Annotated in this window: 26 protein-coding genes; 13 read left to right on the top strand and 13 right to left on the bottom strand. The window is 65.5% G+C overall.

The features are described from left to right. Nucleotides 1-57: 57 nt before the first annotated feature. Nucleotides 58-1,254, bottom strand: coding sequence for a CaiB/BaiF CoA transferase family protein (locus IEY28_RS04350; RefSeq protein WP_188994868.1), 1,197 nt, complete (start codon nt 1,252-1,254; stop codon nt 58-60). 79 nt (nt 1,255-1,333) lie between these two features. On the opposite strand from IEY28_RS04350, the gene IEY28_RS04345 reads away from it, so the two are divergent. The 3 genes from IEY28_RS04345 to IEY28_RS04335 are packed head-to-tail and all read left to right on the top strand — an operon-like array spanning nt 1,334 to nt 4,534. Next, nucleotides 1,334-2,569, top strand: a complete 1,236-nt coding sequence (locus IEY28_RS04345; RefSeq protein WP_188994866.1) for an ABC transporter substrate-binding protein — start codon at nt 1,334-1,336, stop codon at nt 2,567-2,569. 60 nt (nt 2,570-2,629) lie between these two features. Then, the gene (locus tag IEY28_RS04340) at nt 2,630-3,691 is read left to right on the top strand and encodes a mannonate dehydratase (RefSeq protein WP_229783073.1); all 1,062 of its coding nucleotides are present in this window, start codon (nt 2,630-2,632) and stop codon (nt 3,689-3,691) included. A 54-nt stretch (nt 3,692-3,745) separates the two neighbouring features. Beyond that, nucleotides 3,746-4,534, top strand: coding sequence for an SDR family NAD(P)-dependent oxidoreductase (locus IEY28_RS04335; protein WP_188994864.1), 789 nt, complete (start codon nt 3,746-3,748; stop codon nt 4,532-4,534). A gap of 15 nt (nt 4,535-4,549) precedes the next feature. On the opposite strand, the gene IEY28_RS04330 is transcribed toward IEY28_RS04335, so the two are convergent. Continuing rightward, nucleotides 4,550-5,212 (bottom strand): RraA family protein, encoded by a 663-nt coding sequence (locus IEY28_RS04330; protein ID WP_188994862.1) that lies wholly within the window; start codon nt 5,210-5,212, stop codon nt 4,550-4,552. Nucleotides 5,213-5,301: 89 nt separating this feature from the next. Here IEY28_RS04330 and IEY28_RS04325 point away from each other — a divergent pair, with 89 nt between their 5' ends. From IEY28_RS04325 to IEY28_RS04315, 3 genes are read left to right on the top strand one after another with little or no spacing between them, the layout of a single operon-like run. Beyond that, nucleotides 5,302-6,303, top strand: a complete 1,002-nt coding sequence (locus IEY28_RS04325) for an LLM class flavin-dependent oxidoreductase (RefSeq protein WP_188994860.1) — start codon at nt 5,302-5,304, stop codon at nt 6,301-6,303. Between the two features lie 48 nt (nt 6,304-6,351). Then, nucleotides 6,352-7,362: an aldose 1-epimerase gene (locus IEY28_RS04320; protein WP_188994858.1), complete on the top strand. Its 1,011-nt coding sequence runs from the start codon at nt 6,352-6,354 to the stop codon at nt 7,360-7,362. A gap of 42 nt (nt 7,363-7,404) precedes the next feature. Further along, nucleotides 7,405-7,866, top strand: coding sequence for a MaoC family dehydratase (locus IEY28_RS04315; RefSeq protein ID WP_188994856.1), 462 nt, complete (start codon nt 7,405-7,407; stop codon nt 7,864-7,866). An 18-nt stretch (nt 7,867-7,884) separates the two neighbouring features. Here the strand turns inward: IEY28_RS04315 and IEY28_RS04310 are convergent, their stop codons facing one another. Then, a complete protein-coding gene (locus IEY28_RS04310) occupies nt 7,885-8,346 on the bottom strand; it encodes a universal stress protein (RefSeq protein ID WP_188994854.1) in 462 nt (153 codons plus the stop codon). 57 nt (nt 8,347-8,403) lie between these two features. Continuing rightward, the gene (locus IEY28_RS04305) at nt 8,404-8,751 is read right to left on the bottom strand and encodes an L-rhamnose mutarotase (protein ID WP_188994852.1); all 348 of its coding nucleotides are present in this window, start codon (nt 8,749-8,751) and stop codon (nt 8,404-8,406) included. Nucleotides 8,752-8,837: 86 nt separating this feature from the next. Between IEY28_RS04305 and IEY28_RS04300 the strand changes: the two genes are divergently transcribed. Continuing rightward, nucleotides 8,838-9,803, top strand: a complete 966-nt coding sequence (locus IEY28_RS04300) for a mannonate dehydratase (protein WP_188994850.1) — start codon at nt 8,838-8,840, stop codon at nt 9,801-9,803. 1 nt (nt 9,804) lies between these two features. Here the strand turns inward: IEY28_RS04300 and IEY28_RS04295 are convergent, their stop codons facing one another. The 4 genes from IEY28_RS04295 to IEY28_RS04280 are packed head-to-tail and all read right to left on the bottom strand — an operon-like array spanning nt 9,805 to nt 13,850. Beyond that, complete coding sequence (locus IEY28_RS04295) at nt 9,805-10,701, bottom strand: SMP-30/gluconolactonase/LRE family protein (RefSeq protein WP_188994848.1); 897 nt, start codon at nt 10,699-10,701, stop codon at nt 9,805-9,807. A gap of 55 nt (nt 10,702-10,756) precedes the next feature. Further along, entirely contained in the window at nt 10,757-11,587 is an 831-nt protein-coding gene (locus tag IEY28_RS04290) for an ATP-binding cassette domain-containing protein (protein WP_188994846.1), read from the bottom strand. Continuing rightward, nucleotides 11,584-12,600: an ABC transporter permease gene (locus IEY28_RS04285; protein WP_166969927.1), complete on the bottom strand. Its 1,017-nt coding sequence runs from the start codon at nt 12,598-12,600 to the stop codon at nt 11,584-11,586. Before IEY28_RS04285 ends, IEY28_RS04290 begins: the two co-directional genes overlap by 4 nt. Nucleotides 12,601-12,635: 35 nt before the next feature. Further along, the gene (locus IEY28_RS04280; protein WP_188994844.1) at nt 12,636-13,850 is read right to left on the bottom strand and encodes a sugar ABC transporter substrate-binding protein; all 1,215 of its coding nucleotides are present in this window, start codon (nt 13,848-13,850) and stop codon (nt 12,636-12,638) included. A 429-nt stretch (nt 13,851-14,279) separates the two neighbouring features. Between IEY28_RS04280 and IEY28_RS04275 the strand changes: the two genes are divergently transcribed. The 5 genes from IEY28_RS04275 to gfo6 all read left to right on the top strand — a co-directional run bounded on the left by IEY28_RS04275 (nt 14,280) and on the right by gfo6 (nt 18,993). Further along, nucleotides 14,280-14,936 (top strand): transaldolase family protein, encoded by a 657-nt coding sequence (locus IEY28_RS04275; RefSeq protein WP_188994842.1) that lies wholly within the window; start codon nt 14,280-14,282, stop codon nt 14,934-14,936. A 115-nt stretch (nt 14,937-15,051) separates the two neighbouring features. Continuing rightward, entirely contained in the window at nt 15,052-16,023 is a 972-nt protein-coding gene (locus IEY28_RS04270) for a carbohydrate kinase family protein (RefSeq protein WP_188994840.1), read from the top strand. 72 nt (nt 16,024-16,095) lie between these two features. Then, entirely contained in the window at nt 16,096-16,857 is a 762-nt protein-coding gene (locus tag IEY28_RS04265) for an IclR family transcriptional regulator (RefSeq protein WP_188994838.1), read from the top strand. Between the two features lie 241 nt (nt 16,858-17,098). Next, on the top strand, nt 17,099-17,857 hold the full coding sequence (locus IEY28_RS04260) for an HpcH/HpaI aldolase family protein (RefSeq protein WP_188994836.1): 759 nt from the start codon (nt 17,099-17,101) through the stop codon (nt 17,855-17,857). Between the two features lie 53 nt (nt 17,858-17,910). Continuing rightward, complete coding sequence (gene gfo6 / locus IEY28_RS04255) at nt 17,911-18,993, top strand: D-xylose 1-dehydrogenase Gfo6 (protein WP_188994834.1); 1,083 nt, start codon at nt 17,911-17,913, stop codon at nt 18,991-18,993. A gap of 5 nt (nt 18,994-18,998) precedes the next feature. Here gfo6 and IEY28_RS04250 read toward each other — a convergent pair whose 3' ends face one another. From IEY28_RS04250 to IEY28_RS04240, 3 genes are all read right to left on the bottom strand, one after another. Further along, complete coding sequence (locus IEY28_RS04250; RefSeq protein ID WP_188994832.1) at nt 18,999-19,859, bottom strand: MBL fold metallo-hydrolase; 861 nt, start codon at nt 19,857-19,859, stop codon at nt 18,999-19,001. A 91-nt stretch (nt 19,860-19,950) separates the two neighbouring features. After that, nucleotides 19,951-21,021, bottom strand: a complete 1,071-nt coding sequence (locus tag IEY28_RS04245) for a substrate-binding domain-containing protein (RefSeq protein WP_188994830.1) — start codon at nt 21,019-21,021, stop codon at nt 19,951-19,953. Nucleotides 21,022-21,093: 72 nt separating this feature from the next. After that, entirely contained in the window at nt 21,094-22,080 is a 987-nt protein-coding gene (locus IEY28_RS04240) for an ABC transporter permease (RefSeq protein WP_188994828.1), read from the bottom strand. A gap of 131 nt (nt 22,081-22,211) precedes the next feature. On the opposite strand from IEY28_RS04240, the gene IEY28_RS04235 reads away from it, so the two are divergent. Further along, on the top strand, nt 22,212-23,009 hold the full coding sequence (locus tag IEY28_RS04235; protein WP_188994826.1) for an ATP-binding cassette domain-containing protein: 798 nt from the start codon (nt 22,212-22,214) through the stop codon (nt 23,007-23,009). A gap of 15 nt (nt 23,010-23,024) precedes the next feature. Here IEY28_RS04235 and IEY28_RS04230 read toward each other — a convergent pair whose 3' ends face one another. Further along, a complete protein-coding gene (locus IEY28_RS04230; protein ID WP_188994824.1) occupies nt 23,025-24,191 on the bottom strand; it encodes an enolase C-terminal domain-like protein in 1,167 nt (388 codons plus the stop codon). Nucleotides 24,192-24,241: 50 nt separating this feature from the next. Beyond that, nucleotides 24,242-25,111, bottom strand: coding sequence for an amidohydrolase family protein (locus IEY28_RS04225; protein WP_188994822.1), 870 nt, complete (start codon nt 25,109-25,111; stop codon nt 24,242-24,244). Nucleotides 25,112-25,113 lie beyond the last annotated feature (2 nt).

Here is a 25,113-nt window from a genome sequence, read left to right as displayed (position 1 = left end):
CGGCCGTAGGTATTCAAGCTAGTGTCGACGGTCGCCGTCACGGGTACCGGGACGGCCTCACTGGACGGTTCCGCCGACGACCCCCTCCTCCGCGAGTCGTTCACGTTCGGCGGCGTCGTACCCGATTTCGGCGAGAATCTCGCCCGTGTGCTGGCCGGGGAGCGGCGGTGGCGAGCGGATGTCACCCGGCGTCTCGGACATCTCCACCGGCACACCGACGGTGGTGAACGTCCCGTCCTCCGGGTGGGCCAGTTCGACGAGCGTCTCGTTGTGCTGGACCTGTGGGTCGGCGGCGACCGCCTGAAAGTCGTTGACCTCGGCCGCCCAGACGTCGGCGTCGAGCAGCGTCTCCAGCAGTTCGTCGGTGGGCTGTTCGCGGGTATAGGCCTCCAGCGTCCGCTTTATCTCGTCGCGGTGGTCGAAGGTCGCCTGCGGCGTGTCGTAGTCGGCGAGTTCGGGCAGCGAGAGCGTCTCCGCGAGCGCCGCCATCGGTGCCATCGCGATGGCGACGTGCCCGTCGGCCGTCTCGTAGATGCCGTAGGGCCCGCCGAGCCACGCCTGTGCGATGCCCGCCTCGCTTCGCTCGAACTCGACGTCCATGTTCAGCGCGGCGGTTAGCTCCTGACACTGGAAGTCGATGGCGGCGTCGAAGAGGTTCACGTCGACGCGCTGGCCGGCCCCGGTCCGCTCCCGGTGGAACAGCGCGACCATCGTGTGGAAGGCGATGAGCATGGCGGCGTGTTCGTCGACGACGGCGGTCCCGGCCGGCGTCGGTGGGTCGTCCTTCCGACCGGTGTAGTTCGCCAGCCCGCTCATCGACTGGAGGAGCAGGTCCTGTCCGGGCCGGTCGACGTAGGGACCGTCGCGGCCGAACCCGGTGGCCGAGACGTAGATTATCTCCGGGTTGACCGCCTGCACGTCGTCGTAGCCGAGGCCGAACGAGTCCATCACGCCGGGCCGGAAGTTCTCGACGAGGACGTCCGCCTCGCGGGCGACGTCGAGGGCCACGTCCCGGCCCGCCTCGGCCTTCAAGTCGACCGTGATGCTCCGCTTGTTGCGGTTCATCGCGAGGAAGAAGGGGCTGGTCCCGTCGAGTAACTCGCCGCCGGCACGCAGGTCACGCTCCCACTCGCCGCCGAGTCGCTCTACCTTGCGGACGTCGGCCCCCATGTCGCCGAGTTTCTGCGTCGCCCACGGTCCCTGCATCATCTGTGTGAAGTCCGCGATTGTCACACCGTCGAGTGCCCGCTCCATGACAGCTACACGCACGCGAGGGGCGATAAACGTTGGTCCCGACGGTACAGTTAATGTCGAGAGCGTGGTCAGTTCTCCCATGCCGACGCTACGACTCGTCGGGCGACCGTTCGAGGGGTTCGAGAACGCCCTGAAGCGTCAGATGGACGCCTTCGCCGAGACGACAGACGCAGACGTGACCTTCGAGCGTGATCACCGCCCGCTCCCCGAGATTCACGAGGACCTGCTCGCGACGGGTGACATCGCCGACGGGACCTACGACCTCTTTCTCTGTCTGAGCGACTGGCTCCCGATGGTCGCCGAGGCGGGGTACGTCCACCCGCTGGACGGCTACCTGTCACGGGACCCGCCCGACGACTGGCCGGACGGGTGGGCCGAGAGCCTACGCGACCTGATGGCCTACGACGGAACCACCTATGGGATACCGTACCACGACGGCCCCGAGATCTTCCACTACCGCGAGGACTGCTTCGAGGACGTCGCGGAGCAACGGGCGTTCCGCGAGGCGTACGGACGGCCGCTCTCGGTCCCGCGGACGTGGGACGAGTTTCTGGAGGTCGCCGACTTCTTTACGCGGCCAGAGGAGGACCTGTGGGGGACCGTCGTCGCGGCGAAACCCGACGGCCACAACGACGTCTACGACTTCGCCATCCAACTGTGGAGCCGTGGCGGCCGGTTGCTCGACGACGACGGCACCCCCGCCTTCGACAGCCCCGAGGGCCGCGAGGCGCTCCAGTACTACCACGACCTGATTCACGACCACGAGGTGGTCCCGTCCGAGGCCGTCGAGATGGAGAGCGTCGAGGCCGGGCAGTTCTACGCCGACGGGAAGGCCGCGATGATGTGGAACTGGTCGGGCTTCGGGGCGATGGCCGAGCGTCCCGACTCGGCGGTGTTCGGGCACACGAACTACGGCCTCATCCCTCGGGGTGACGCGCCCGACGGCGAACACACTTCACTCACCGTCTGTTACGGCCTGACCGTTCCGGCGGGGAGCGACCACCCCGACCTCGCGTACGATTTCGTCCGCCACGCCGCCTCGCCCGAGAGCGACAGAATCACCACGCTGGAAGGGGCCTCCGGCACGCGGTTCTCGACGTGGCGCGACCCGGAGATACGCCGGTCGAACCAGTTCTACTCGATGCTCGAAGCCGTCAACACCGGCCCGGTCAACACGCTCCCGCAGATTCCGGCGTACACCGAGTTGAACGAGATACTGAACGAGATGGTCGACGCTGTGGTGGTCGAGCAATCGAAGTCGGTCGAGGCGGGCCTCGCCGACGCCGCCGACCGCGCGTCGGACCTGCTGGACTGACGGGGTCGCCGCGCCCGTGACGCGAGTAACACTTATGCCCGTCTTCGGGGTGGTCTAGGTATGAGCCAGACAGTCGATAGCGACGGCAATTCGGAGGGAGTCGACTTCGACAGCCTCCCGATGCGGGTCGGCCTCGGGCAGTTCATGGATCCCACCGAGGAGAAACTCCGCTTCTGCAAGCAGTTGGGCGTCGACGACGTTCTGCTGAACATGTACCGCTACTCGCCGGACTACCCGCACATGCCGGACGACGAGCGGATTCCCCTCGAAGGCGACGCAGAGTGGGCCTACGAGAACCTCGTGGAACTCCGCGAACGCGTCGAGTCGGCGGGCCTGCGACTGAACGCCATCGAGAACATCCCCATCTCGTTCTACGACAAAATCATGCTCGGGAAAGAGGGCAAGGAGGACCAGATGGAACACGTCAAGACGACCATCCGGAACATCGGTCGGTCGGGCATCCCGATGTTCGGCTACCACTGGATGCCCAGCGGCGTCTGGCGCAACACCGACGTCACCGTCCGCGGCGGCGCCGGTGCGTCGGGGTTCGACATGGACGCTGTCACCGACGAACTCACCCACGACAGGGAGTACACCGAGGCCGAACTGTGGGACAACTACGAGTACTTCCTCAGAGAACTCCTCCCGGTCGCCGAGGAGGCGGGCGTCAAGATGTGTCTGCACCCCAACGACCCGCCGGTCCCCTCGCTCGGCGGCATCCCCCAACTGTTCCGTAACTTCGAGAACTTCAAGCGGGCGATGGAACTGGTCCCGAGCGAGAACCACGGACTGGAGTTCTGTTTCGGGTGCTGGTCAGAGATGGGGGAGGACTTAGAAGAAGTCGTCCGCTACTTCGGTGAGCGAGGGAAGATTTTCTACGTCCACTTCCGGGACGTGGAGGGGACCGTCCCGACGTTCACCGAGACGTTCGTCGACCAAGGGAACTACGACGCCTACGAGATGCTCTCGCTGCTCGACGACGTCGGCTTCCGCGGCCTCCTCATCCCTGACCACGTCCCGCACGTCGAGGGCGACACCGACTGGGAACACCGCGGGCGCGCCCACGCCGTCGGCTACTTGAACGGGCTGCTCACCGCGATTCGCCGCGAGACGGGACGCTGACCCATCAGAACCGGCGGGACCTACTGTTAAGTCGCTGGCCGGTGAGTGACACCTATGGCGGCTGACAGACACGCCGACCGAACGGTGATAGTGACGGGTGCGGCCAGCGGTATCGGCCGCGGCATCGCGAAGCGCTTCGGCGAGGAGGGCGCGAACGTCGTCGTCGCCGACGTGCGTCGCGACCCGAAACAGGGCGAGAAGTACGACACTGACGTGACGATACCGACGGACGAACTCGTCAACGAGGAGACCAGCGGCGACGCGGCGTACGTCGAGACCGACGTCGGCGACCCCGAGAACGTCGAGGCGATGGTCGAGACGGCGGTCGATACCTACGACGGTATCGACGTCCTCGTGAACAACGCCGGCATCCAGATAGTCGGTGACTCCCAGACCACGAGCGTCGAGGAGTGGCAGCGCTCCATCGACGTCGACTTGAGCGGCGCGTTCTACTGCGCGAAGTACGCGATACCCCACCTCGTCGAACGCGAGGGCCAGATTATCAACGTCGGGTCCGTCCGCGGGTTCGAGGGCGGCGGCGGCCCGCCCTACGCGGCGGCGAAGGGCGGCGTCGTCAACATGACCCGCGATTTGGCGATGGAACTGGGTGAGGAGAACGTCCGGGTGAACTGCATCAACCCGGGCTACGTCGAGACGCCGCTACAGGACATCGTCACCGAGGAGGACATGGCCAAATCCCGCGAACAGACGCTCCTTCCCCGGTTTGGCACACCCGAGGACGTCGGCGACGCCGCGGTCTTCCTCGCGAGCGACGAGGCGGGGTTCATCACCGGCGCGAACCTCCCCGTCGACGGCGGTTGGTTGGCCCACAGCGGCCTCTGAGTGAAGCCGGCCAGTTCAAAAGACGCCGTACTCGTCGTAGGCGTCCAGCGGTGCCGTCCCCGACCGGACGGCCTCCCGGACCTCGTTCTCCGTGCCGGCCAGTTCCTCGGCTTCTTCGAGGACGGACTCTCGAATCGCCTCGGGGACGACTACGACGCCGTCGTGGTCCCCGAGGACGATGTCGCCGGCCGAAACCGAGACACCACCCACGACGGCCTGCTCGCCCCAGTCCAGAATCTCCCAGCGTGGGACGGCGTCGGCGGGCGTTCGGTACCGCGAGAACACGGGAAACTCCTCTTCGAGGATGTAGGCCACGTCTCGGACGCCCCCGTCGATGACGGCGCCACGGGCGCCCTGTGCCTTCAGCGAGACGACAGAGAGTTCGCCGAGGTGGGCCGCCCTGTCGTCGTTCGTCTGATAGGTCAAGACGGCGTGTTCCGGCGCGTCGCCGAGCATCCGCAGAATCGACCGCATGTTCTCGTCCGGGTCGACGCTCCGGTTCGGTCGACCGACAACGGGGTAGGCGACGCCCGCCGTCGTCATTCCGTCTCGGAGCGGCGCGATGTCGGGCGAGAGCGTCTGGTCTTCGTACCCCCTGTCGTCTAGCACGTCGACGACGGCGCCGGGATATAGCTGTTCGTACCGCTCGCAGAGTTCACCGAGTGCTGAGTCGCTCATACCGTCGCAGTCGGCGGCCGCCGACATAAACTATCGCCGCCCGAACGTCTCGCCCAAACAATTATTCGACTCGCCGCCGCAGTGAGGCTATGCAATTCGACTGGATGGTGCAGTGTTACGCAGGTGCCGGCGTCCACCGGGACACGCCGATGCTCGAAACGGTCGAACGCGAGACGGTCCTTGGGGGCGTCGACGCCGCAGTCGAGACGGGGCTGGAAGGCCTATGGGCCCCGGACCACTTCATGCTCGGGCCGAAAGCCGAGGAGTACGAGGTGTGGACGCTCCTCTCGGCGCTGGCCGAACGGACCGACGACGTCGACCTCGGCCCACTCGTCGGGTCCATCACCTACCGCAACCCCGCCCTGTTGGCGAAGATGGCGACGACGGTGGACATCCTCTCGGAAGGGCGCCTCCGCCTCGGCCTCGGCGCCGGGTGGCACGAGGCGGAACACCGCGCCTACGGCTTCGACTTCCCCGACATCGGGACGCGCATCGAGATGCTGGAGGAGGGGGTGCAGGTCGCCAAGGCGATGTTCACCGAGGAGCATCCTACCTTCGAGGGCGACCACTTCACCATCGACGACGCGCTGAACAACCCCAAGCCCGTCAGCGACCCGCACCCGCCCGTTGTCATTGGCGGCGCCGGCCCGAAGATGCTCAGACTCATCGCCCGCCACGCCGACGAGTGGAACGTCGAAATCAGCGCCCGGGCGCGTGGCAAGCCAATCGAGTTCAAAGTCAGGAAGTTCGAGGAGTACCTCGAAAACGAGGGGCGGGACCCGGACGACGTCGAACGCTCGTGGCTCGCTCACGTCCTCGTTCGGGAGGACGAGGCCGCCGTCGAGGAGGCCGTCGACGACATCTTCCCCCTCCCGTGGGGCGAGGAGTCCGATATGGACGAGACGCTGGACGACGCCGAGGACGCCCGTGAGAAGGGGAGCATGCTCATCGGGACGCCCTCGCAGGTGGCGACCCAAATCGAGGGCATCCGCGACCTCGGCTTCGAGAAACTCCAGTTGATGTTTCTTGACTTCCCAGACACCAGGGGGATGGAACTGTTCGGCGACGAAGTAGCACCTCAGTTCCGGTAACCGCGGACCGGCACCGACGCTTATGTAGCGGTGCGCCGAACCGTCGCCATGGCCTGCTCTGTCACTGACGAGTACCAGCGTCGCGGCATCGACGCGCTCTTTCTGGAGAACGACCACCTCCGCGTCGAGTTGCTCCCCGGCAAGGGCGGCGACCTCACCCGCATCGTCGACAAGCGGACGGACACGAACGTGCTGTTCGAGGCGCCACACGAGTGGCGGGCGCCGGCCGACGGCCCCGTCGGCGCGCCGGACGGGGCGTTCGCCTTCCTCGACCACTACCCCGGCGGGTGGCAGAGCGTCCTCCCGGGCGCAGGCGGCCCCTCCGAGGCCCACGGCGCGCCGCTGGGACTGCACGGCGAGTCCACCCTCGTCCCCTTCGAGACGGAGCTACTCGCGGACTCTGCCGAGCGGGTGTCTGTGCGACTGACCGCATCGCTCACCAGATACCCGTTCGACGTCGAACGGGACGTGACCCTCTCGGCGGGCGAGTCCGCCATCGAGGTGTCCGAACGGGTCACCAACACGGGCGAGGTACCGGTGGACTACTCGTGGTTACAGCACGTCGCCCTCGGTGAACCGCTGGTCGCGCCGGAGGCGACCCTGACGGTCCCCTGTGAGACGGTCCACGTCGACCCCGACCAGACCGCGGACACCGCGCGACTGCCGCCCGGCGAGACGTTCGAGTGGCCGGTCTGTGAGACCGACGGCGGGCCGGTCGACCTCCGGGAGTTCCCGCCAGCGGACGACCGGGTTCACGACCTCGTCGCCCTCGCCGACCTCAACGAGGGCCGGTACACCGTCTCCAACCCCGAACTGGACCTCGGCGTCACCGTCGAGTTCCCAGCGTCGCTGTACGAGTACCTCTGGTACTGGCAACCGTTCGGCGGGTTCGAAGACGCGCCGTTCTTCGGCCGGAACTACAACGTCGGCCTCGAACCCTGCACCTCGATACCGAACGCGGGACTCGCCGAGGCCGTCGAGAACGGGACGGCCGAGGAACTCGCCCCAGGTGGGACCCAGTCGTCGACCGTCCGGCTACGGACGCACGGCACCGACTGAACGGCGCGTAGCTTTATGCACGCTGTGTCCGTACAACGACCGATGCAAGCACCGTCGAAGGACACCGACCGGTACTTCGAGGACATCGAAGCGGGAGAGACGTTCACCGTCGAGTCGGCCCGCACGATAACCGAGGCGGACGTCGTCAACTTCGCCGGCCTCTCCGGGGACTTCCACCCGCTACACGTGAGCACGACGCGGGCCGCGGAGTCGGACTTCGGGGAACGAATCGCCCACGGCAACCTCGTGTTCTCGGTGGCCGAAGCGCTCGTCGCCGACATGAACCCGCGCTCGTTCTCGTACGGCTACGACTCCGTACGGTTCGTCACCCCGGTCGGCATCGGAACGACGCTGACCGTCCACCGAGAGGTGGTCGAGACCGAGGAGTACAACGACGCGCTCGGCCGCGTCGTCTACGAGTACGAGGTGACAGACGACGACGGGACGACCCTGCTCGTCTGTCGGCACATCACGCTGGTCGAGCGACGGGACGCCGAGTCGTAGTCCGGAGTCGACCCGTCCTCAGTCGGACTGGGGCCTGACGTAGGTCACCGGACACGGCGAGTTGATGAGGACGTTCTGGGCGTTGCTCCCGAAGACGGCCTTGCCGACGGGCGACCGTGACCCACCGGAGATGACGACGCGGTCGGCGTCCGCCTTCTCGGCGGTTTTGACGATGCCGTCGCTGACGTTCCCGACGACGCCGTCCACGTCGTAGTCGACGCCGTGGTCGTCGAAGCGGTCTTCGAGGTACGTCACCGACTGGTGGCGTTCGAGTATCACGTCGACGTCTTCGGCCGTCGCGCTCGGGTAGTCGAGTTCCGCCGCCACTTCGTCGAACTCGTCTCTGGTGAAGACGTGCGTGAGGACGACGGTCGCACCGGTCGGTTTCGCGACCTGCATCGAGACGCGTGCGAGTTGGTCGAGTCGGTCGTCGTCTGCCGGGCCGATAGCGAGTACGATGGTGTCGAACGAGAGGTCCATCGCCGTCACCTTCGACGGCGTGTGAAAAAACACCATCGGTCGCCAGGACCGGCGCGCTCAGGACTCCTCCGCTTCGAACCGCCAGATGCACTCCATGAACGGGATGCCCGACTCCGGGTCCGCGTCGGCGTCGACGCCCGACTGCTTGAACTGGCCCGTGTACCGTTCCCACTCCGCGACCGCCTCGTCGCCGTCGACGGCGTCGAGGTAGGCGTCCAAGTCGTCGCACTCCAGAATGCAGACTGCCACGTCGTCCCGGACGTACAGTTCGAACGCCTCGACGCCACCCCGCTCCATCGCGTCGGTGACCGCTTCGGGCACGTCGTCGTGGGCTTCGACGTACGCCTCGCGCTGGTCGGGGTCGAGTCGCTGGACGTACACCGCTCGCTCGGTATCCTCGGGCATAGCTGCTAGCTCTCGCGACGACGCAATGAGTGTTGTGCCGGCCGCTACCCCGAGAGTATTTGTACCGGGCCGACGGCAGATGGGCTATGGTCTCGCCTGCACTCATCCTGCCGCCGGAGCCGGACGAACGCTGGCAGTTAGCGAAACAGATGGGCGTCGAGAAGGCCGTCGTCCACCCGCTGGAAATCGGGGACGGTCGGACCCACTGGACCTACGACGACCTGCAGGGACTCGACAACTGGCTCACCGACGCCGGCCTCGAATTCTCGGTTCTGGAGGGGTCGGTCCCAATCTCCGACCGGGTTCGACTCGGGCGCGAGGGCCGCGACGAGGACATCGCGGTGTTCAAGCAGTTCCTCCGGAACTGCGGCGAAGTCGGGATTCCCGTGGTCTGCTACGACTGGATGGCCGGGGTCAGGTGGGCGCGGACCGCCGCCCACGTCGAGTCGCGCGGTGGCTCCTACGTCACCGAGTTCGACGTCGAGATGGTTCGAGGCGGCCCCGAGCAGTTCGCCGACGTGACCCACGAGGACGTGTGGGAAGCCATCGAGTACTTCCTGCGGGAGGTGACACCGGTCGCCGAGGAGGCGGGCGTGAAACTCGGCCTCCACCCCGACGACCCGCCACGCGAATCCCTGCGTGGCACCCCCCGAATCGTCGACAGCGTCGAGGCCTACGACCGCGTGCTGGACGCCTACGACAGCGAGTACAACGGCGTCACCTTCTGTCAGGGGAACTTCGCCGCCATGGGTGCGGACATCCCAGCGGCCATCGAACGCTTCGGCGACCGCATCAACTTCGTTCACTTCCGCGACGTCGAGGGGGACGCAGACAACTTCGTCGAGACGTGGCACGACGACGGCCCGACGGACATGCTGGCCGCGATGCGGGCCTACGAAGAACACGTCGGCGAAGACGTACCGATGCGGCCCGACCACGTCCCGACGATGGCCGGCGAGGACAACTCGAATCCGGGCTACCACACGAAGGGTCGGCTGTTCGCCATCGGTTACATGCGCGGGCTACGCGAGCAGGTACACGCGGACCGCTGACTCACACCTCGACGGCGGACCGGAACTCCCCGCGGCCGGTCACGCCGAGGTCGACGCGGTAGAGGCTCCCCGCCCCCTCACCCTCCACGTCTCGCGTCTCGACGCAGGCCGTCGTGACGTACGCCGTGTCGTAGTCCTCGCCGGCGAACGTGAGCGAGGACACCTTCCGCGGGTCGAACGCGACTGTCTCCTCGCGAGTGCCGTCCGGCGCGAACCGAATCAGTTTGTGGCCGTCCCAGAACGCCGACCAGAGGTGGCCCTCGCTGTCGACGGTCATCCCATCGGGCAGGCCCTCGATGCCGCTCGCGTCGACCACCGTCTTCGGGTTCGAGATGTCACCTGTGGCGCGGTCGTAGTCGTACCGGTAGATGTACCCCGGACAGTCCGGGTCGACTTCGCCGGTGTCGGTGAAGTAGAACCCCGACTGGTCGGGGGAGAACCCCATGCCGTTGGGGAGGACACACTCCTCGCGGACGAGGTCGAACGACCCGTCGGTGTTCAGTCTGTACAGGTGGCCCGGCAGGTCACGGTCGGTATCCGGCATCACGCCGGCGAAGACGCGACCCTCCGGGTCGGCGATGACGTCGTTGAATCGCTCGTGGAACCGGTCGGGGTCCGGGTCGGTGACCGCGTCGACGTCACCTGTCTGCTGGTCGAGTCGGCGGACCGCGCCGGCCTCCTGAAACAGGAGGAGTGTGCCGTCGGTCTGGATGGTGAACCCGCCGATGCGCTCCTCGGTGTCCTCGTAGACGAGTTCGTGGTCGTCCGTGGACGGGTCGTATCGGTAGAGTCGACCCCGCGGGATGTCGACCCAGTAGAGCAGTTCCTCGTCGGGGTGCCAGAGCGGCCCCTCTCCGGTTTCACAGGCGATATCGACGACGAGTTCGGGTGTCGGCATACTGTACCCTCCGACCCCGTGTCCCGTAAAATTATGCGCCGAAACGCCCCGCGTCTCAGTCGTCGTCCAGCAGCCCCGCGTCCAGCGTCCCCGTCGTCATCAGTTCGTTCAGTTCTTCGAGGTCGGTCTCCTCGGGTTGCTTGATGTCGACGAGTCGTCCCTGATAGAGGACGCCGATGCGGTCGGCGTGTGCGAGGACGGACTCGATGTTGTGGCTGACGATGACGATGGTGATACCCTCCTCGGCCAGTCTGTCGAGCGTGTCCTGTACGAGACGCGTCGCGTCGACCGAAAGCGCGCTCGTCGGTTCGTCGAGGATGATGACGTCCGGGTCGAACGCGAGGGCCCGACCGACGGCGACGAGTTGGCGCTGGCCGCCGGAGAGGAACTCGACCTCGGTCTTGATGTCGACGTCCCGTCCGAGCTGGTCCATCATTATCGCCCGAGACTGTTCGTACGTGGTCTCCCAGTCGATGAACGAGAAGGGTCCGAGACCGCGCTTTGGGAACTGGCCCATGAAGATGTTCGTCGCGATGTCTAAGTCGTCCATCAGCGCGAGGTCCTGATACACCGTCTCGATGCCGTTGTCGCGAGCGTCCGAGGGGTTCGAGAAGTGGACCTCACGACCGTCCTTGTAGATGGTTCCCTTCGTCGCTGAGTGGACGCCACTGAGGACGTTCATCAGCGTCGACTTGCCTGCGCCGTTGTCGCCGACGAGGGCGAATATCTCGGCCTCCTGAATGTCAAGCGTCACGTCGTCGAGGGCGACGATGCGACCGAACTGCTTGGTGATGTTCTCGACGCGAAGCTTCGGTTCCCCGGCCTCGTCGGTGGCTGGGCTGCTCGCGGCCTCCTGCTCGGCCGTCCCGCTGTCCTCGACGCTCATACCGCACCACTCGCGAGGATGCGAGCCCGGAGTTTGGCCTGCGTGCTGTACAGCAGTATCGCCGCCAGTAACACGAATCCGTTGACCATCTGTATCTGGGTTGCCCCGACGACGGGGCTGTTGTTCAGTGCCGACTGCACTAACTGGATGAGGACGACGCCGCCGAGCGCGCCGGTTATCTTCCCGCGGCCGCCAAAGAGGCTGATGCCGCCGATGACTGCCCCGGCGAACGCCTGAAACACCAGTCCCTCGCCGATGAGCGGCGGGACGACGCCGACGAACCCGGTCAGCATCAGGCCGGCGATCGCCGCCAGCAGACCGCTGATAGTGTAGACGACGATGATGAGGCGCTCGGTGTCGATGCCGACCTCTCTCGCGGACTTCTCGGAACTCCCCAGCGCGTACACCGCCTGCCCGAACGTCGTAAAGCGCATGATCAGGCCGAAGACGAGGAACGCGAACAGGAGCACCCCGATGGCGAACTCCGGCGTCCCGCCGACGTCTACGTAGAGTCGCGGGAGGCCCGTCACCGGTTGGGTCTGCATCGCCGTCTTGGCGCCCTCGAAGATGATGAGGAAGGCCAGCGTCTGCAGGAACGGGTTCAGTCCCATCTTCGCGATCATGATGCCGTTGACGAGGCCGATGAGCGACCCGGTCACGAGGATGATGCCGAACCCGGCCCACGGGTTCGTGGTGACGCCCCAGCAACTCGGACAGGTCCCGAGAAGCATCCCGGTGAACATCGCCGAGAACCCGGCTATCGACCCGATCGAGAGGTCGAAGTGTCCCGACAGCAGACACAGGCTCTCTGCGAGCACCAGCAATCCGATCGGAACCGCGGCCCAGAGAACGAGTCTGATGGCGTTGGTGTTCCGCAGTGTCTGTGGGACGAACACGAGGACGCCGAGGATGACGATAGCCAGTATCGGCCAGATCATGTTGTCCAACAGGGTCAGTATTACGTCGTCTCTATCGCCGAACGTTCGCCCGAGGAATCCTTGTTCCGTAGACATAGTGTAGGGGAGTGGAGTGTCGTTAGATACCGCGCTCAGCCCCAGACGTTACCCCAGAGGAACGGCTGGTCGTAGTTCTCTTGGGTGATGACGATGCTGTTGGTCCGGAACCACGGGTGGCCGTTCTGCTCGCGCATGATGCCGGGTTCCCAGATGGGTTCGGACCACATCTCGACGCCCTTGTGCTGGCCGGGTTCGATGGTCAACTGGTCCGAAGTGACTTCCGACCCCACTTCGGGAATGACGCTGTCGTCCATCCCCGACTCGACGTACTGCTTCATGTACTGCATCGCGATGGGGTTGTAGAAGTAGTTGGGCTGGTCGACGGCGGCGTCGATAGTCCCGTCCCCGACGAGGGGGTTGACCTCCGGACTGCCGTCCATCTGCGTGAGGACGATGTGGCCCTCCTCGCCTTTCGACACCAGCATGTTGAGGTTGCGAAGCGCCTGCACGACGCCGAGCCCCATCGAGAGGTTGCCCGAGTAGATGCCGTCGACGCGCCCGTTCGCGTTGATCCACTCCTGTACGGTGGACTGGGCCACGTCACGGGCGTACTCGCCGTTGAGCGTCTGGACGACCTCGATGTTGTCCTGTTCGGCCATCACGTCGAGGAATCCCTGTGAGCGCTGGTTGGCCGACTGGTTGCCCTGAATCCCGCGGACGTTGAGGACCCGGTAGTTGTCCTTGTCCGGGTACTGCTCGTCGAGTGCTTTGACCATCTCCTCGGCCGAACTCGCGCCGCCGTCGTAGTTGCTGAACCCGACGTACAGCGGAATCTCCGAACTGGACGTGTCGGCGTTGGTCGCGAACACCGGTTTCCCGGCGTTCATCGCCTCGTTGATAGCGCCCTCCGCGGCACCGGTCGACCACACGCCGACGAGAATGGCGTCGTGGTCACTGTTCGTGAAGTCGCGGATGTCCTGCACCTGCTTCTGGGCGCTCTGCTGGTTCGGTCGCACGTCGAGTTCGATGCCGAGGTCCTCCGCGTAGAACTCGGCGGCCTCGATGTAGGCCGTAATCCACGACCCCCCGCGGACGTACGCAGACATCCCGACCTTCTCGAGCGTGTTACCGCCGCCGCCGTTGCCGCCGGTGGTGGTGCCGGTGCCGTCTCCCCCGCCGTCACCGCCGTCGCCGCCGTCTCCGCCGTCTCCACCGCCGTCGCCGTTCCCGCCACAGCCTGCAAGTGACACTGTGGTAATCGCAGCACCGGTCGTCTTGATAAATCTGCGTCTGGTATTCTCTGCCATACAGAGGTGAGATTGAGAGTGTATATACATAAAGGTTGTCGAAAATATGCGTTTGACTCACACACTATTCCGACAGACGAACTCGCAGTGAAGAAATCGACAGGAACGGGAAACTGGCCGGAGCACTAGTCGAGTCCGCCGAGGCGAGGAGTGAATCACTCGGTTGCACGGAACGCGTTCTGTCGTGAACGGGACGATGTGAAACAAAAGCGACAGACGATGAGCTCCGATAGCGAACAAATACCCGATCGCACTACATTTCTGTGAGAGTAATCCTATTCTGGCACGGGCAGGAGAAACATAACTATTATTCATTTCTGTTTGGGCCGTATCTGTGCACATATTTACACGAAAGTCCGGGCGGTCGTCACTCGGGGTGGTGGTCGGGTGTCGGTAGCTTCTTTTTACCACATCGAGGATATGCGTGGTATGAAGCTCTACCTCGACACGGCCGACCGTGACCGCATTACCGAAGCCGCGAGACTTGGTGTCGTAGACGGTGTCACCACCAACCCGTCTATCGTGACAGCGGCCGGACTCGGGTACAGGGAGGCGGTCACCGCCATCGCCGACGTCGTCGACGGGCCGGTGTTTGCACAGGTTCTCGCCGACGACGTCGAGGGGATTGTCCGCGAAGCGCGCGGCTATCAGGAGTGGGCCGACGACGTCGTGGCGAAGATTCCGGCGACCCGTCCGGGGTTCGAAGCGCTCGCACGCCTGCGTGACGAGGATGTGCCCGCCGGCACGACAGTAGTCTTCTCCATCGAGCAGGCCGTGCTCGCGGCGAAAAACGACGCCTCGTTCGTCGCACCGTACGTGGGCCGACTCGACGACGCCGGCGAGGACGGCGTGGACACCGTGCGGCGAATCCAGCACATCTACGACACCTACGGCTTCGAGACAGAGGTGCTGGCCGCGAGCGTCCGGAACACCACACAGGCCGTCTCACTCTACGAGGCCGGCGTCGACGCGGTGACGCTGTCGCCCGATGTCCTCGACGACCACGTCCCGCACCCGAAGACCGATGAAGGCGTCGCCGGGTTCGAGGCGGCGTGGGGCGACCGGGGCAGTCCCATCGACGAGTGACGCCGGAGCAGTGACGAAGCGGTCAGACGGCGGCCGTGAGAGGGCTGGTCGCCCCGTCGACACGATCACCGGTTCCGTCGGACGGTATAAGTACGGGGCCGCTGAATCCTGTGCCATGACGTCCGACCCGACAGTCCTCGTGGCAGGCGACACGCTCGTCGACTTCGTTCCCGAACGGCCGGGTCCCCCGAGTGACGCCGGGGGGTATCAGCCGAAGTTCGGCGGGTCAGGGGCGAACGTCGCCCTCGCACTCGACCGCATCGGCGCGTCACCGCTGTTCTGGACGCGACTGGCGGCGGACGACTTCGGTGATTTCCTGCGCTCACACCTCGACGATTCGACGATTCCGGACGAGTTCGTCGTTCCGGACCCGGACGCCCGGACGACGCTCGCCGTCGTCACGCACGACGAATCCGGTGACCGCTCGTTCACCTTCTACCGCGAGGACGGGGCGGATACGCGTCTCCAGACCGGTACCGTCCCCGACGAGACGCTGGACGCGGTGTCGTGGGTCCACACGACGGGCGTCACCGAGAGCGTAGAGCCCAGTCGGTCGGCGACGCTCGAACTCCAGGCCCGCGCGAGCGAGCGCTGTACGGTGTCACTCGACCCCAACTGGCGGCCGGAGTTGTGGGAGAGCCACCACGAGTTCCGTGCGGTCATCCGCGGGTCGTTGGAGGCCGTCGACGTGGTGAAAGCCACGCCCGAGGACCTCGCCGCGGCCGGGTTCGAGCGCGACGACCCCGAGCAACTCGCTCGGGACGTCGTCGACCACGGGCCACACACCGTCGTACTGACGATGGGCGACGAGGGGGCGCTGTGCTACGGGACCGACGTGAGCCCGGTAGCCGGATTGGGTCGGCACCCCGGCTACGACGTCGACGTCGTCGACACGACCGGGGCCGGAGACGCGTTCCTCGCGGCGTTCATCGCCGCCCTGACCAACGGTGTCCGAGACGCCGAAGACGCGCTCTCGCTAGCGAACGCGGCGGGTGCCGTCGCCACGACGCAGGCAGGTGCCGTATCGGCGCTGACCGGGTTCGAACAGATACGCCAGTTCCACGACGAGATCCCGTGGGCCGTCTGACCGTCCCGGACAAGCGGACGGCTGTTCCGCCGTGGTGAACAACTCTATATGGGAGGGTTCCGTAGCGGTTCTATGGCCACACAGAACAACACCATCGACGCCACCAAGACGTCGCTGCGAATCATCGAGGAACTGAAACGCCTCGATGGGGCGGGGGTCACCACCGTCGCGAACGAACTCGGCATCGCAAAGAGCACCGTCCACAACCACTTGCAGACGCTCACCGAAGAAGAGTACGTTAACTGCGAGGACGGCATCTACCGTGTCGGCCTGCGCTTTCTCGAACTCGGAGAGTACACGCGAAACCGAATGGATATCTACGAGAAGGCCCGTCCTGAAGTGCTCTCACTGGCCGAAGAGACCGGTGAGATGGCCAACGCCGCCGTCGAGGAACACGGGACGGGCGTCTACATCACACGTGCCGAGGGAACCGAAGCGGTCAGCGTCGACACCTACGCCGGAAAGCGCGTGAAACTCCACTGTACCGCCCTCGGGAAGACGATTCTCGCCGAACTCCCGGAGCAACGGGTCGACGAAATCATCGAGACGCACGGACTCCCCGAACGGACGGAGAACACCATCACCGACACGGACGAACTGAAAGCGGAACTCGACGCGATTCGTGACCGAGGCTACGCGTACGACCGTGAGGAACGACTTCCGGGCCTCCGGTGTGTGGCGGCGCCGGTCGTCGCGGAGGACGGACGCGTCGTCGCAGCGCTCAGCGTCTCCGGACCGACGACCCGTATCAAAGGCGACCTGTTCCACGAGAAGATTCCGGAACTGCTTCGCTCGTCTGCCAACGTCATCGAGATAAACATGGCGTACTCGTAGGCGCCCCCACCGGACGGAACGAGACGTCGGCCGTTCGTTTCTGCCGAAATAGATGAAGCACATAAAACAGTGGCTCGGCATATATATACCTAACAGAGGTACCTTCGTTAGAATAGCCGACGCACGGCGTTCGGTAGAGCGAGACTACCGTTCGGCTGAGCGGAACGGCACTGTCGCCGTCGCGACCGTCCTCCCCCGTGAGAAAAGCTAGCTTCAAGTGACACGAAATCCGTTGTACGGTATGGCTCCCCCGTCTCTCAGAGCGCGGTTACTGGACGGCGAGACGCTGCTCGGGACGTTCCAACTCATCGACTCCCCGATGGCCGCGGAGATGGCAGGCGTCGCCGGCTTGGACTTCACCATCCTCGATCAGGAGCACGGGCCGCTGAGCGCCGAGTCCTGCGTCGCCATGTGTGCGGCCGCCGAGCGCGGGGGTGCTGCCCCCGTGATTCGGGTCCGGAACAACTCCGAGTCGGAGATACAGCGAGCGCTGGACGTCGGCGCGGCGGGCGTCGAGATTCCGCAGATCGAGACGGGCGCGGACGCTCGGGCGGCCGTCGACCACGCACGCTTCGATCCACTCGGGTCCCGCGGGTTCTCGCCGTACGTCCGCGCCGGCGGCTACACCGGCGACGACGACTACACCGACCGGCAGAACGAGACGACGGCGGTCGTCGTCCACATCGAGGGCGAACGCGGTGTGGAGAACCTCGACGACATCGTTGCCGTCGAAGGTATCGACGTGTTGTTCCTCGGACCGTACGATATGTCACAGTCCCTCGGCATCCCGGGTCAGGTGCGAGACGACCGCGTCGAAGCCCTGATGCAGGACGTGTGCGACCGGGCCGTGGACGCGGGGAAAGTCGTCGGGACGTACGCAGACGACCCCGAGATGGCTCGGCAGTGGATAGATGCCGGGGCGCAGTACGTCGCCGTCGGCGTCGACGGTGCTATCCTCACGCGGGCGTTCGAGGACATCGCCGAGGCCGTCACCGAGTAGTCCCGCCCCCGGACCGCCGGTAGCTCTTTTGTCACCGCGATTAAACGTCCTCTATGGAACTGACCGCGCTGACCGAGGCGTTCGACCGACGCGACTGGCAAGAGGTGACCGAGACGGCCGACCCCATCCGGTTCGCGATGGTGGGGCTCGGGTGGTGGACCCGGGAGCAGGCGATGCCGGCCGTCGCCGCCGGGGACCTCTGTGAGACGACGGTGCTGGTCAGCGGCGACCGCGAGAAAGCCGTGTCGGTCGCGGACACCTCCGAAACGGTCGCGCGCGCCATCACCTACGAGGAGTTCCACGACGGCGCCGCCAGCGAGGCCTACGACGCCGTCTACGTCGTCACGCCGAACGCGCGCCACCTCCCGTTCGTGGAGAGCGCCGCCGAACTCGGCAAGGACGTCCTCTGTGAGAAACCGATGGAGGCGACGATCAACCGGGCCGAACAGATGGTCGCTGCCTGCAACGAACACGGCGTGACGCTGATGATCGCCTACCGGATGCACACCGAGCCCGCGATTCGGCGGGCGAGAGACGTCATCGAGGCGGGCTACGTCGGCGACCCGGTGTTCGTCCACGGCAACATGAGCGAACCCATCCTCGAACTCGTCCCGGACCCGGACCAGTGGCGTCTCGATTGGGAGCTCTCCGGCGGGTGTGCGACGATGGACATCGGCATCTACTCGCTGAACACCGCTCGGTTCCTGCTCGACGCCGACCCGGTGCGCGTGCAGGGGTCGGTCGCGTCGGTACAGGAGGAGTTCGCGGACGTCCCGGACGAACACGCCGCCTTCCAGGTCGACTTCCCTGACCACACGTTCGCCGTCTGCACCGCCAGTCAGAACGCCACGATGGCGAGTCACGTCCGAGTGACCGGCACGGAGGGCGAAGTCCGCGTCGAACCCGCCTTCTACCCGTGGGACGAGCGGCGACTCCACGTCTCACACGGCGGGTCCGACATCGACGTCTCCTTCGAGCAGAGCGACCAGATGGAAGAGGAGTTCGAGTACTTCTCGCACTGCCTGTTGACGGGCGAGGACCCGTACGCCGACGGCGAACACGGACTCGTCGACATCCGGGCGCTGAAAGGCGTCTACGAGGCGGCGGAGGACGGGCGGGCGGTCGAACTCGGATGAGCGACTCAGCGGTGCGTCGACGGCGGGACGACGCCCGGTGACCCGAGGTCGACCCGGTCGCCGATTCTGACGACTTCGAGTTCACGGGGATACCGGTACGACGAGACGTGTTCGTGCAGGGCTTTCGGGTCGCCGCTGACGCCCTTCCACATGTCGAAGTGCGACGGGAGTAGTCGGTCCAGTTGGAGGGCGTTTGCGGCCTCGACGACTTCGTTCTCGGTCATGTACCACTTCGTCGGTCTGGTCTCTCCGTCCCCGGTGTGGTGGATTCGGCCGACGGACCCGAACGCGAGGACGCCGAGTTCGACGTCGAATTCGTCACCGATGCGCTCGAATGCCGCTGCTGGCTTGCTGTCGCCCGGGTGGAAGAACGTCCCCGCGTCGTGTTCGACGACGTAGGAGACCGGTTCGATGGCGTCGCCGTCGTCGGCGTCCCGGACGTGGACCGTGAAGTCGCCGACGGCGAACGAGTCGCCTTCGCTGACGACCGACCGCTTGCCAGACCCGACTCGCAGGTCGCCCTCGTAGTCGGGCGAATCGTAGGACGCCCGTGGGGCGTAGAGTGTCCCGCCGTCGTCGAGGAGCGGCCCGTAGGAGGGCGGGTGCATGTGGTCGATGTGTTCGTGCGTGACGAGGACGGCGTCGGCCGCTCCGTCGGCGGGGTCCATCGGCACCGGGATCATCCGAATCAGTTTCGGCGGGTCGCCGTCGCCGAAGTACGGGTCGACGTACAGCGTCGTGGTCGCCGACTTCAGCGCGAACCCGTTACAGCCGAGGTACCAGACGGCGACGCCGTCGGGTTCGGCCTGCGCTATCTCCGCGGCGAGCCAATCTCCCCACGTCGCGTGAATCGTATCCTGTGTCATGTGTGGTGTCGGTATCAGGTGGCGAGTACACCCCGGTTAGTAAGCGACTACCGCGGCCAGCGACCCCGGTGCGGCGGGGAAACCGGACGCGTCAGCCGAAGTACTGACCGAGGTAGTCGGCGGCGTTGTCCTGCGTGACTTCCAGCCCGTCGATGACGACAGTCTCCTGTACGTCCTCGCCGGCGAGGTGGGCCTTCCCCGTCTCGATGGCGGTGTTGACCATCTCCTCGGGTAACTGCGCGATGGTCCCGTAGTACTGGTTGTCCGAGAACAACTGGACCCACGCCTCGGTGCCGTCGATACCGGTGACGGGGACCGACATGTTCGCGTTCTGAAGTGCCCGATGCGCACCGAGCGCCATCAGGTCGTTCTGACAGAACACGCCGTCTATCTCGTCGCCGTACTGCGTGATGAAGTCCTCCATGACGTTCAGAGCGTTCTGCGTGGAGAACTCGCCCGTCTGACTGGCGAGGCGATTCAGACTGTCGTTGTTGCTCACGGCGTTGCTGAACCCTTCTCCCCGGTCGTTCGTCACGCTCGCTCCGGGCGTCCCCTCCAACTGGAGGACGTTGTAGGTGTCTTTTTCCGCCATCTCCTGCATGAAACCCAGACACAGTTCCGTCGACCGACGGCCGAGCTGGACGTTGTCGGAGGCGACGTAGCTCACAGTGTCGCCCTCGGCGACGTTGCGGTCGATAGCGACGACGGGGATACCCGCGTCGTTGGCCTGCTGGATGGCGCTGATGACGCCCTCGGCCGTGAGTGCCGAGATGAGCAGGAGGTCGACCTCGTTCGAGATGGCCGTCTCGACGTCCGAGACCTGCGTGCTCTGTGAGTTGCCGGCGTCGTAGAACGTCGAATCCGAGGCGATGGTCCCCTCGCTCTTGGCCGCGTCGAACGCGTTCTGCATCCGGGCGAAGAAGGTGAACTCGAGCGACGGGACGGAGAGTGCGACCGACGGCACGTCTGTCGACTGCGTCGTCTCTTCGGTTTCGGTCCCGCCGTCGCCGTCACCGTCGCCGCCGTCGCCAGTCGTCTCGGTCGTTCCGGTGGCGCCGTCACCGCCACCGTCGCCACCGTCGCCGCCACAACCGGCGATGAGGGCCGTCCCTGCGATAGCACTGGTACGGATAAACCGTCGTCTGGGAATGTCTCTTGGCATACACTCACACGGTTCGAACCCCCGCATCAAAGAAGTATCGATGAGAAGGAATTATATTTCAGTTATCAATATCTACTCCTGCCCGACGACGTTCGCGAGGACGGCCAGCATCAGGACGATGCCCTGCGCGACCAGTTGTCCCGACGGGCCGACGCCCATGAGGTTCAGGCCGTTCTGGAGGATGCCGAGGATGAGGACGCCGATGAGCGTCCCGACCATGTTGCCGGACCCGCCAAAGAGGTTGGCGCCACCGAGGATGACCGCTGCGATCGGCGGGAGCAAGAGCCCGGACCCCATCGTCGGGATGGCGCTCCCGAGGCGGCCAAGCGTCACGAGTCCGGCGATAGCCGCGAACGCGCCGGAGATGACGAGCGTTCCGAGGCGCACGAGTCGGACGTTGATGCCCATGCGCTCGGCAGACTGGCGGTCGCCCCCGATGGCGTAGATGTAGAGGCCGAACTTCGTATACGAGAGGAGCAGTTGCGAGAAGACGAGCAGTGAGAGAAAGACGATGACGATACTCGGGAAACCGAACACTCTCGACCCGCCGAGTCCGGTCAGCGATGGGGGTAACCCGATGATAGGCCGGTTCCCCGAGACGATGAGGCCGAGGCCGTCGGCGAGAAACAGCATCGCCAGCGTCGTCATGAACGAGGGGACGCCGAAGCGGGCGGTGACGAACCCCGACACCGCGCCGAACGTCGCGCCCAGCAACACGCCGACGAGGATGGCCGCAGGGACGGGGACGACGACCCCTTCGAAAAGCCGGGCGCCCACGGCGAGCGTCGCTATGGTCAACCCGCACACCTCCATCACCTGCGCGATGCTCAGGTCTATCTCCGCACAGAGAATCGGGAAGGTGACGCCGATAGCCATGATACCGATTATCGACACCTGTTGGAGGACGTTCACCTGATTGCCGACGGTGAGAAATCGGTCGTTCAACAGGGTGAACGCAGCGTACAGGCCGACGAGGCCGATGATCGGTCCGTACTGGCTCACCTGTTCGAGCGTCACCTGCTCCCGGGCAGCGCCGAAGTCGACGGCCGTGCGCGCCATGCCGTATCGGTTCTGTCGACGCGATATTATGTCTTTGGGACAGTTGACAGTTTCGGACAGTGGGGCGGCCGTTGTCACCCCGGTCCGTGACGGGGCGAACTATTTTATTGCCCCACCGACATTTCACACGCATGGCCGAGGCCACACAGAGCGGCGACGACCACATCGTCGAGATGGAGGGTATCACGAAGACGTTCGGCGAGGTGGTCGCGCTGGAGGACGTCACGTTCCGGCTCCGGCGTAACGAGATTCTCGCGCTGGCGGGCGACAACGGTGCCGGGAAGTCGACGCTCATCAAGTGTCTCGCCGGAGCGCTCCAGCCGGATTCGGGGACGATCCGCGTCGACGGCGAGGTCGTCGAGATTCCCAACCCACGCGTCTCGAAGGACCTGGGTATCGAGACGACGTTTCAGGACCTCGCCGTCGCGGGGAACCTCACCGTCACGCAGAACATCTTCCTCGGCCGTGAGGCGGTCTCCGGTCCGGACACCCTCTTTGGCGTCCTCGACAAGCCGGCGATGCGCAAGCGCGCACAGGAACTGCTCGACGACCTCGAAATCCACGTCGACGTCGCCGAGAAAGTGTCGAACCTCTCGGGCGGCGAACGCCAACTCGTCAGTATCTCGCGGACGCTCCTCTCTGACCCGAAAATCGTCATCATGGACGAACCGACCAGCGCCCTCTCTGTGGAGGGGGCGGACCGTGTCCTCGAACTCATCGACCGGATGCAAAAGCAGGGTATCTCCATCGTCCTCATCTCGCACAACCTCGACTACATCAGGCGGGCCGCCGACCGCATCCACGTCCTCCATCAGGGCCGGAGCGCCGGCATCATCGACGCCACCGACTTCGATCAGGACGAGATAGTCAAGCGGATGGTCGGCGGGATGCCGGAGGAAGAGCGCGACGAACAGACCGCCGACGTCTGAGTGCCGCGGTTCCCGTCACTCGTACGTCCGCCGGCCCGTCTCGTTGGCCTCGATGTAGTCCCAGTCGTAGTCGACGCCCAGTCCCGGGCCGTCTGGAACGGGCACGGTCCCCGCGTCGTCGACGGCGTCGATGTCGTCGCGATAGCCGCCGTCGTACACCGGCGGCGTCGTGTTCGGCGCGTCGGGGTGGACCAGCGCCATCTCGTAGTAGTTCGCGTTCCGCGTCGCGGCGATACAGTGACGCTGGGCGGGACCGGGCGCGTGAAACTCCACGTCCAACCCGAAGCCTTCGGCCACGTTCGCAATCTTCGTCGCCCCCGTGATGCCGGCGTCGTACTCCGGGTCCGCCCGGACGAAATCCGTCGCTTCCGTCGCCACGAAGTCGGTGTGGGGTTCCAGCCCGCGGATATGCTCGGTCTGGAGGAGGGGCGTGTCCAGCGCCTGTCGCAACTTCCGGTGGCCGTGCTGGGAGATGCCGCCGTCCCGGTACGGGTCCTCGTACCAGAGGTAGCCGTGGTCGTCACACGCCCGTCCGACCTGCAGGGCCTCGGCAAAGGTGTCGAGGTCACAGGCCGGATCGACCATCAGGTCCATCTCGTCGCCGACTCGCTCGCCCACCGCGCGGACCGTCGCTTCGAGCAGGTCCGGGTCGCGCCAGTCGCCGTCCCAGCCGTGGACCTTGTACCCCGGGTACCCCATCTCCAGACACGTCTCGGCGAAGTCGGCGTACGCTTCGGGGGAGTCCAGCCCTCCGCTCCGGTCGCCCTGATACGTCGACGCGTAGGCCGGCAATCGCTCGCGATAGCTCCCCAGCAACTCGTGAATCGGTGCGCCGTGCTTCTGGCCCGCGTAGTCCCACAGCGCGATGTCCAGCGGCCCGATACCCATCCGGTCGTACTTCCGGAGCGCCCGTTTCAGTTCCGACCAGTGGTGTTCGCGCCGCGTCGGGTCACGGCCGATGAGGTAGTCAGCGACGGTGTTTATCTGGGCGGCGCCGGGCGAATTGCTCCCGACGTACTCGCCAGTTAGTCCATCACTAACGTCGACTCTGACCCCGAACAGGCGCCGCTCCATCGTGTTGCCGGGGTCGTAGACGACGTCGAACCCGCCCGGCGGCGTGCCCACGTCCGGCAAGGCGTAGCTGAATTCGATGACGTCGATGGACTCTATCGTCGGGGACATACCCGTGTGACTCGCCGCCGCGGGATAAACATCTAGGGGCAGTAACTGGTCTACGTCTCGTGGACCGACTCGAAGGTCCGGTGGGCCATGTACGAGTAGTCCCGCGCGGAGAGGAACGGGACTTCCTCGACCCACGAGAGACACGCCTCGTAGTCGGCCCAGTCGTCCATCCACGGGTAGTCCGACCCGAGCATCAGTCGCTCGGTACCGAACCAGTCGGCGAGGTGTCGGACGTACCCCCACAGGTCCTCGTAGGGCCAGGACTCGTCGCTCGACCGGGGGAGCGAACTCACCTTGACGGCGACGTTCTCGTTGTCGGCCAGCGACTCGAAGTCGGTCCACGGTGCCTCACTCGGATCGGTCGTCTCGTCGGGGTAGGCCATGTGGTCGACGACGAGTTGCACGTCCGGGTACCGCTCCGCGAGCGTCTCCAGCATCGAAATCTGCTCGGCTTTGGGGAAGACGAATATCGAGGTGTCCTGCGTGGCCGCCTCGTCCCAGACGGGTTCGAGCGCGTCGTCGAGTATCCAGTCGGCGGTCCGGTCCAGTTCCGAGGAGTGTTCCTCGTAGGCCAGACAGGCGTGCATCCTGACGCCGAGCATCCGGTCGTGGCCGACGACGCGGCGGAGGGCCGAACGGACCTGTTCGGGGTCACCGTAGAAGTCCATCAGGCCGACGCCCCACAGGCGGTCTGGAGAGGCCTCGATGGAGCGCATCGTGTACTCGTTGGCGCGCACGCCGCGGCCGTACAGCGGCGTCGTGACCATGACGCTCTCCTCGACGCCGGCGGCGTCCATGTCGGCTATCAGGTCGTGGACGGTGTAGGCCCCCTCCCATCCCGGTGGCAGGAGTTCGGCGGACCACGGCAGTTCCTCGGTGTCTGGACCCCACGTGTGCGTGTGTGTGTCTACGAATCGCATCG

Source organism: Haloarcula pellucida, assembly GCF_014647235.1.
Taxonomy (GTDB): domain Archaea; phylum Halobacteriota; class Halobacteria; order Halobacteriales; family Haloarculaceae; genus Haloarcula; species Haloarcula pellucida.
This window is presented reverse-complemented; position numbering and strand designations above follow the sequence as displayed.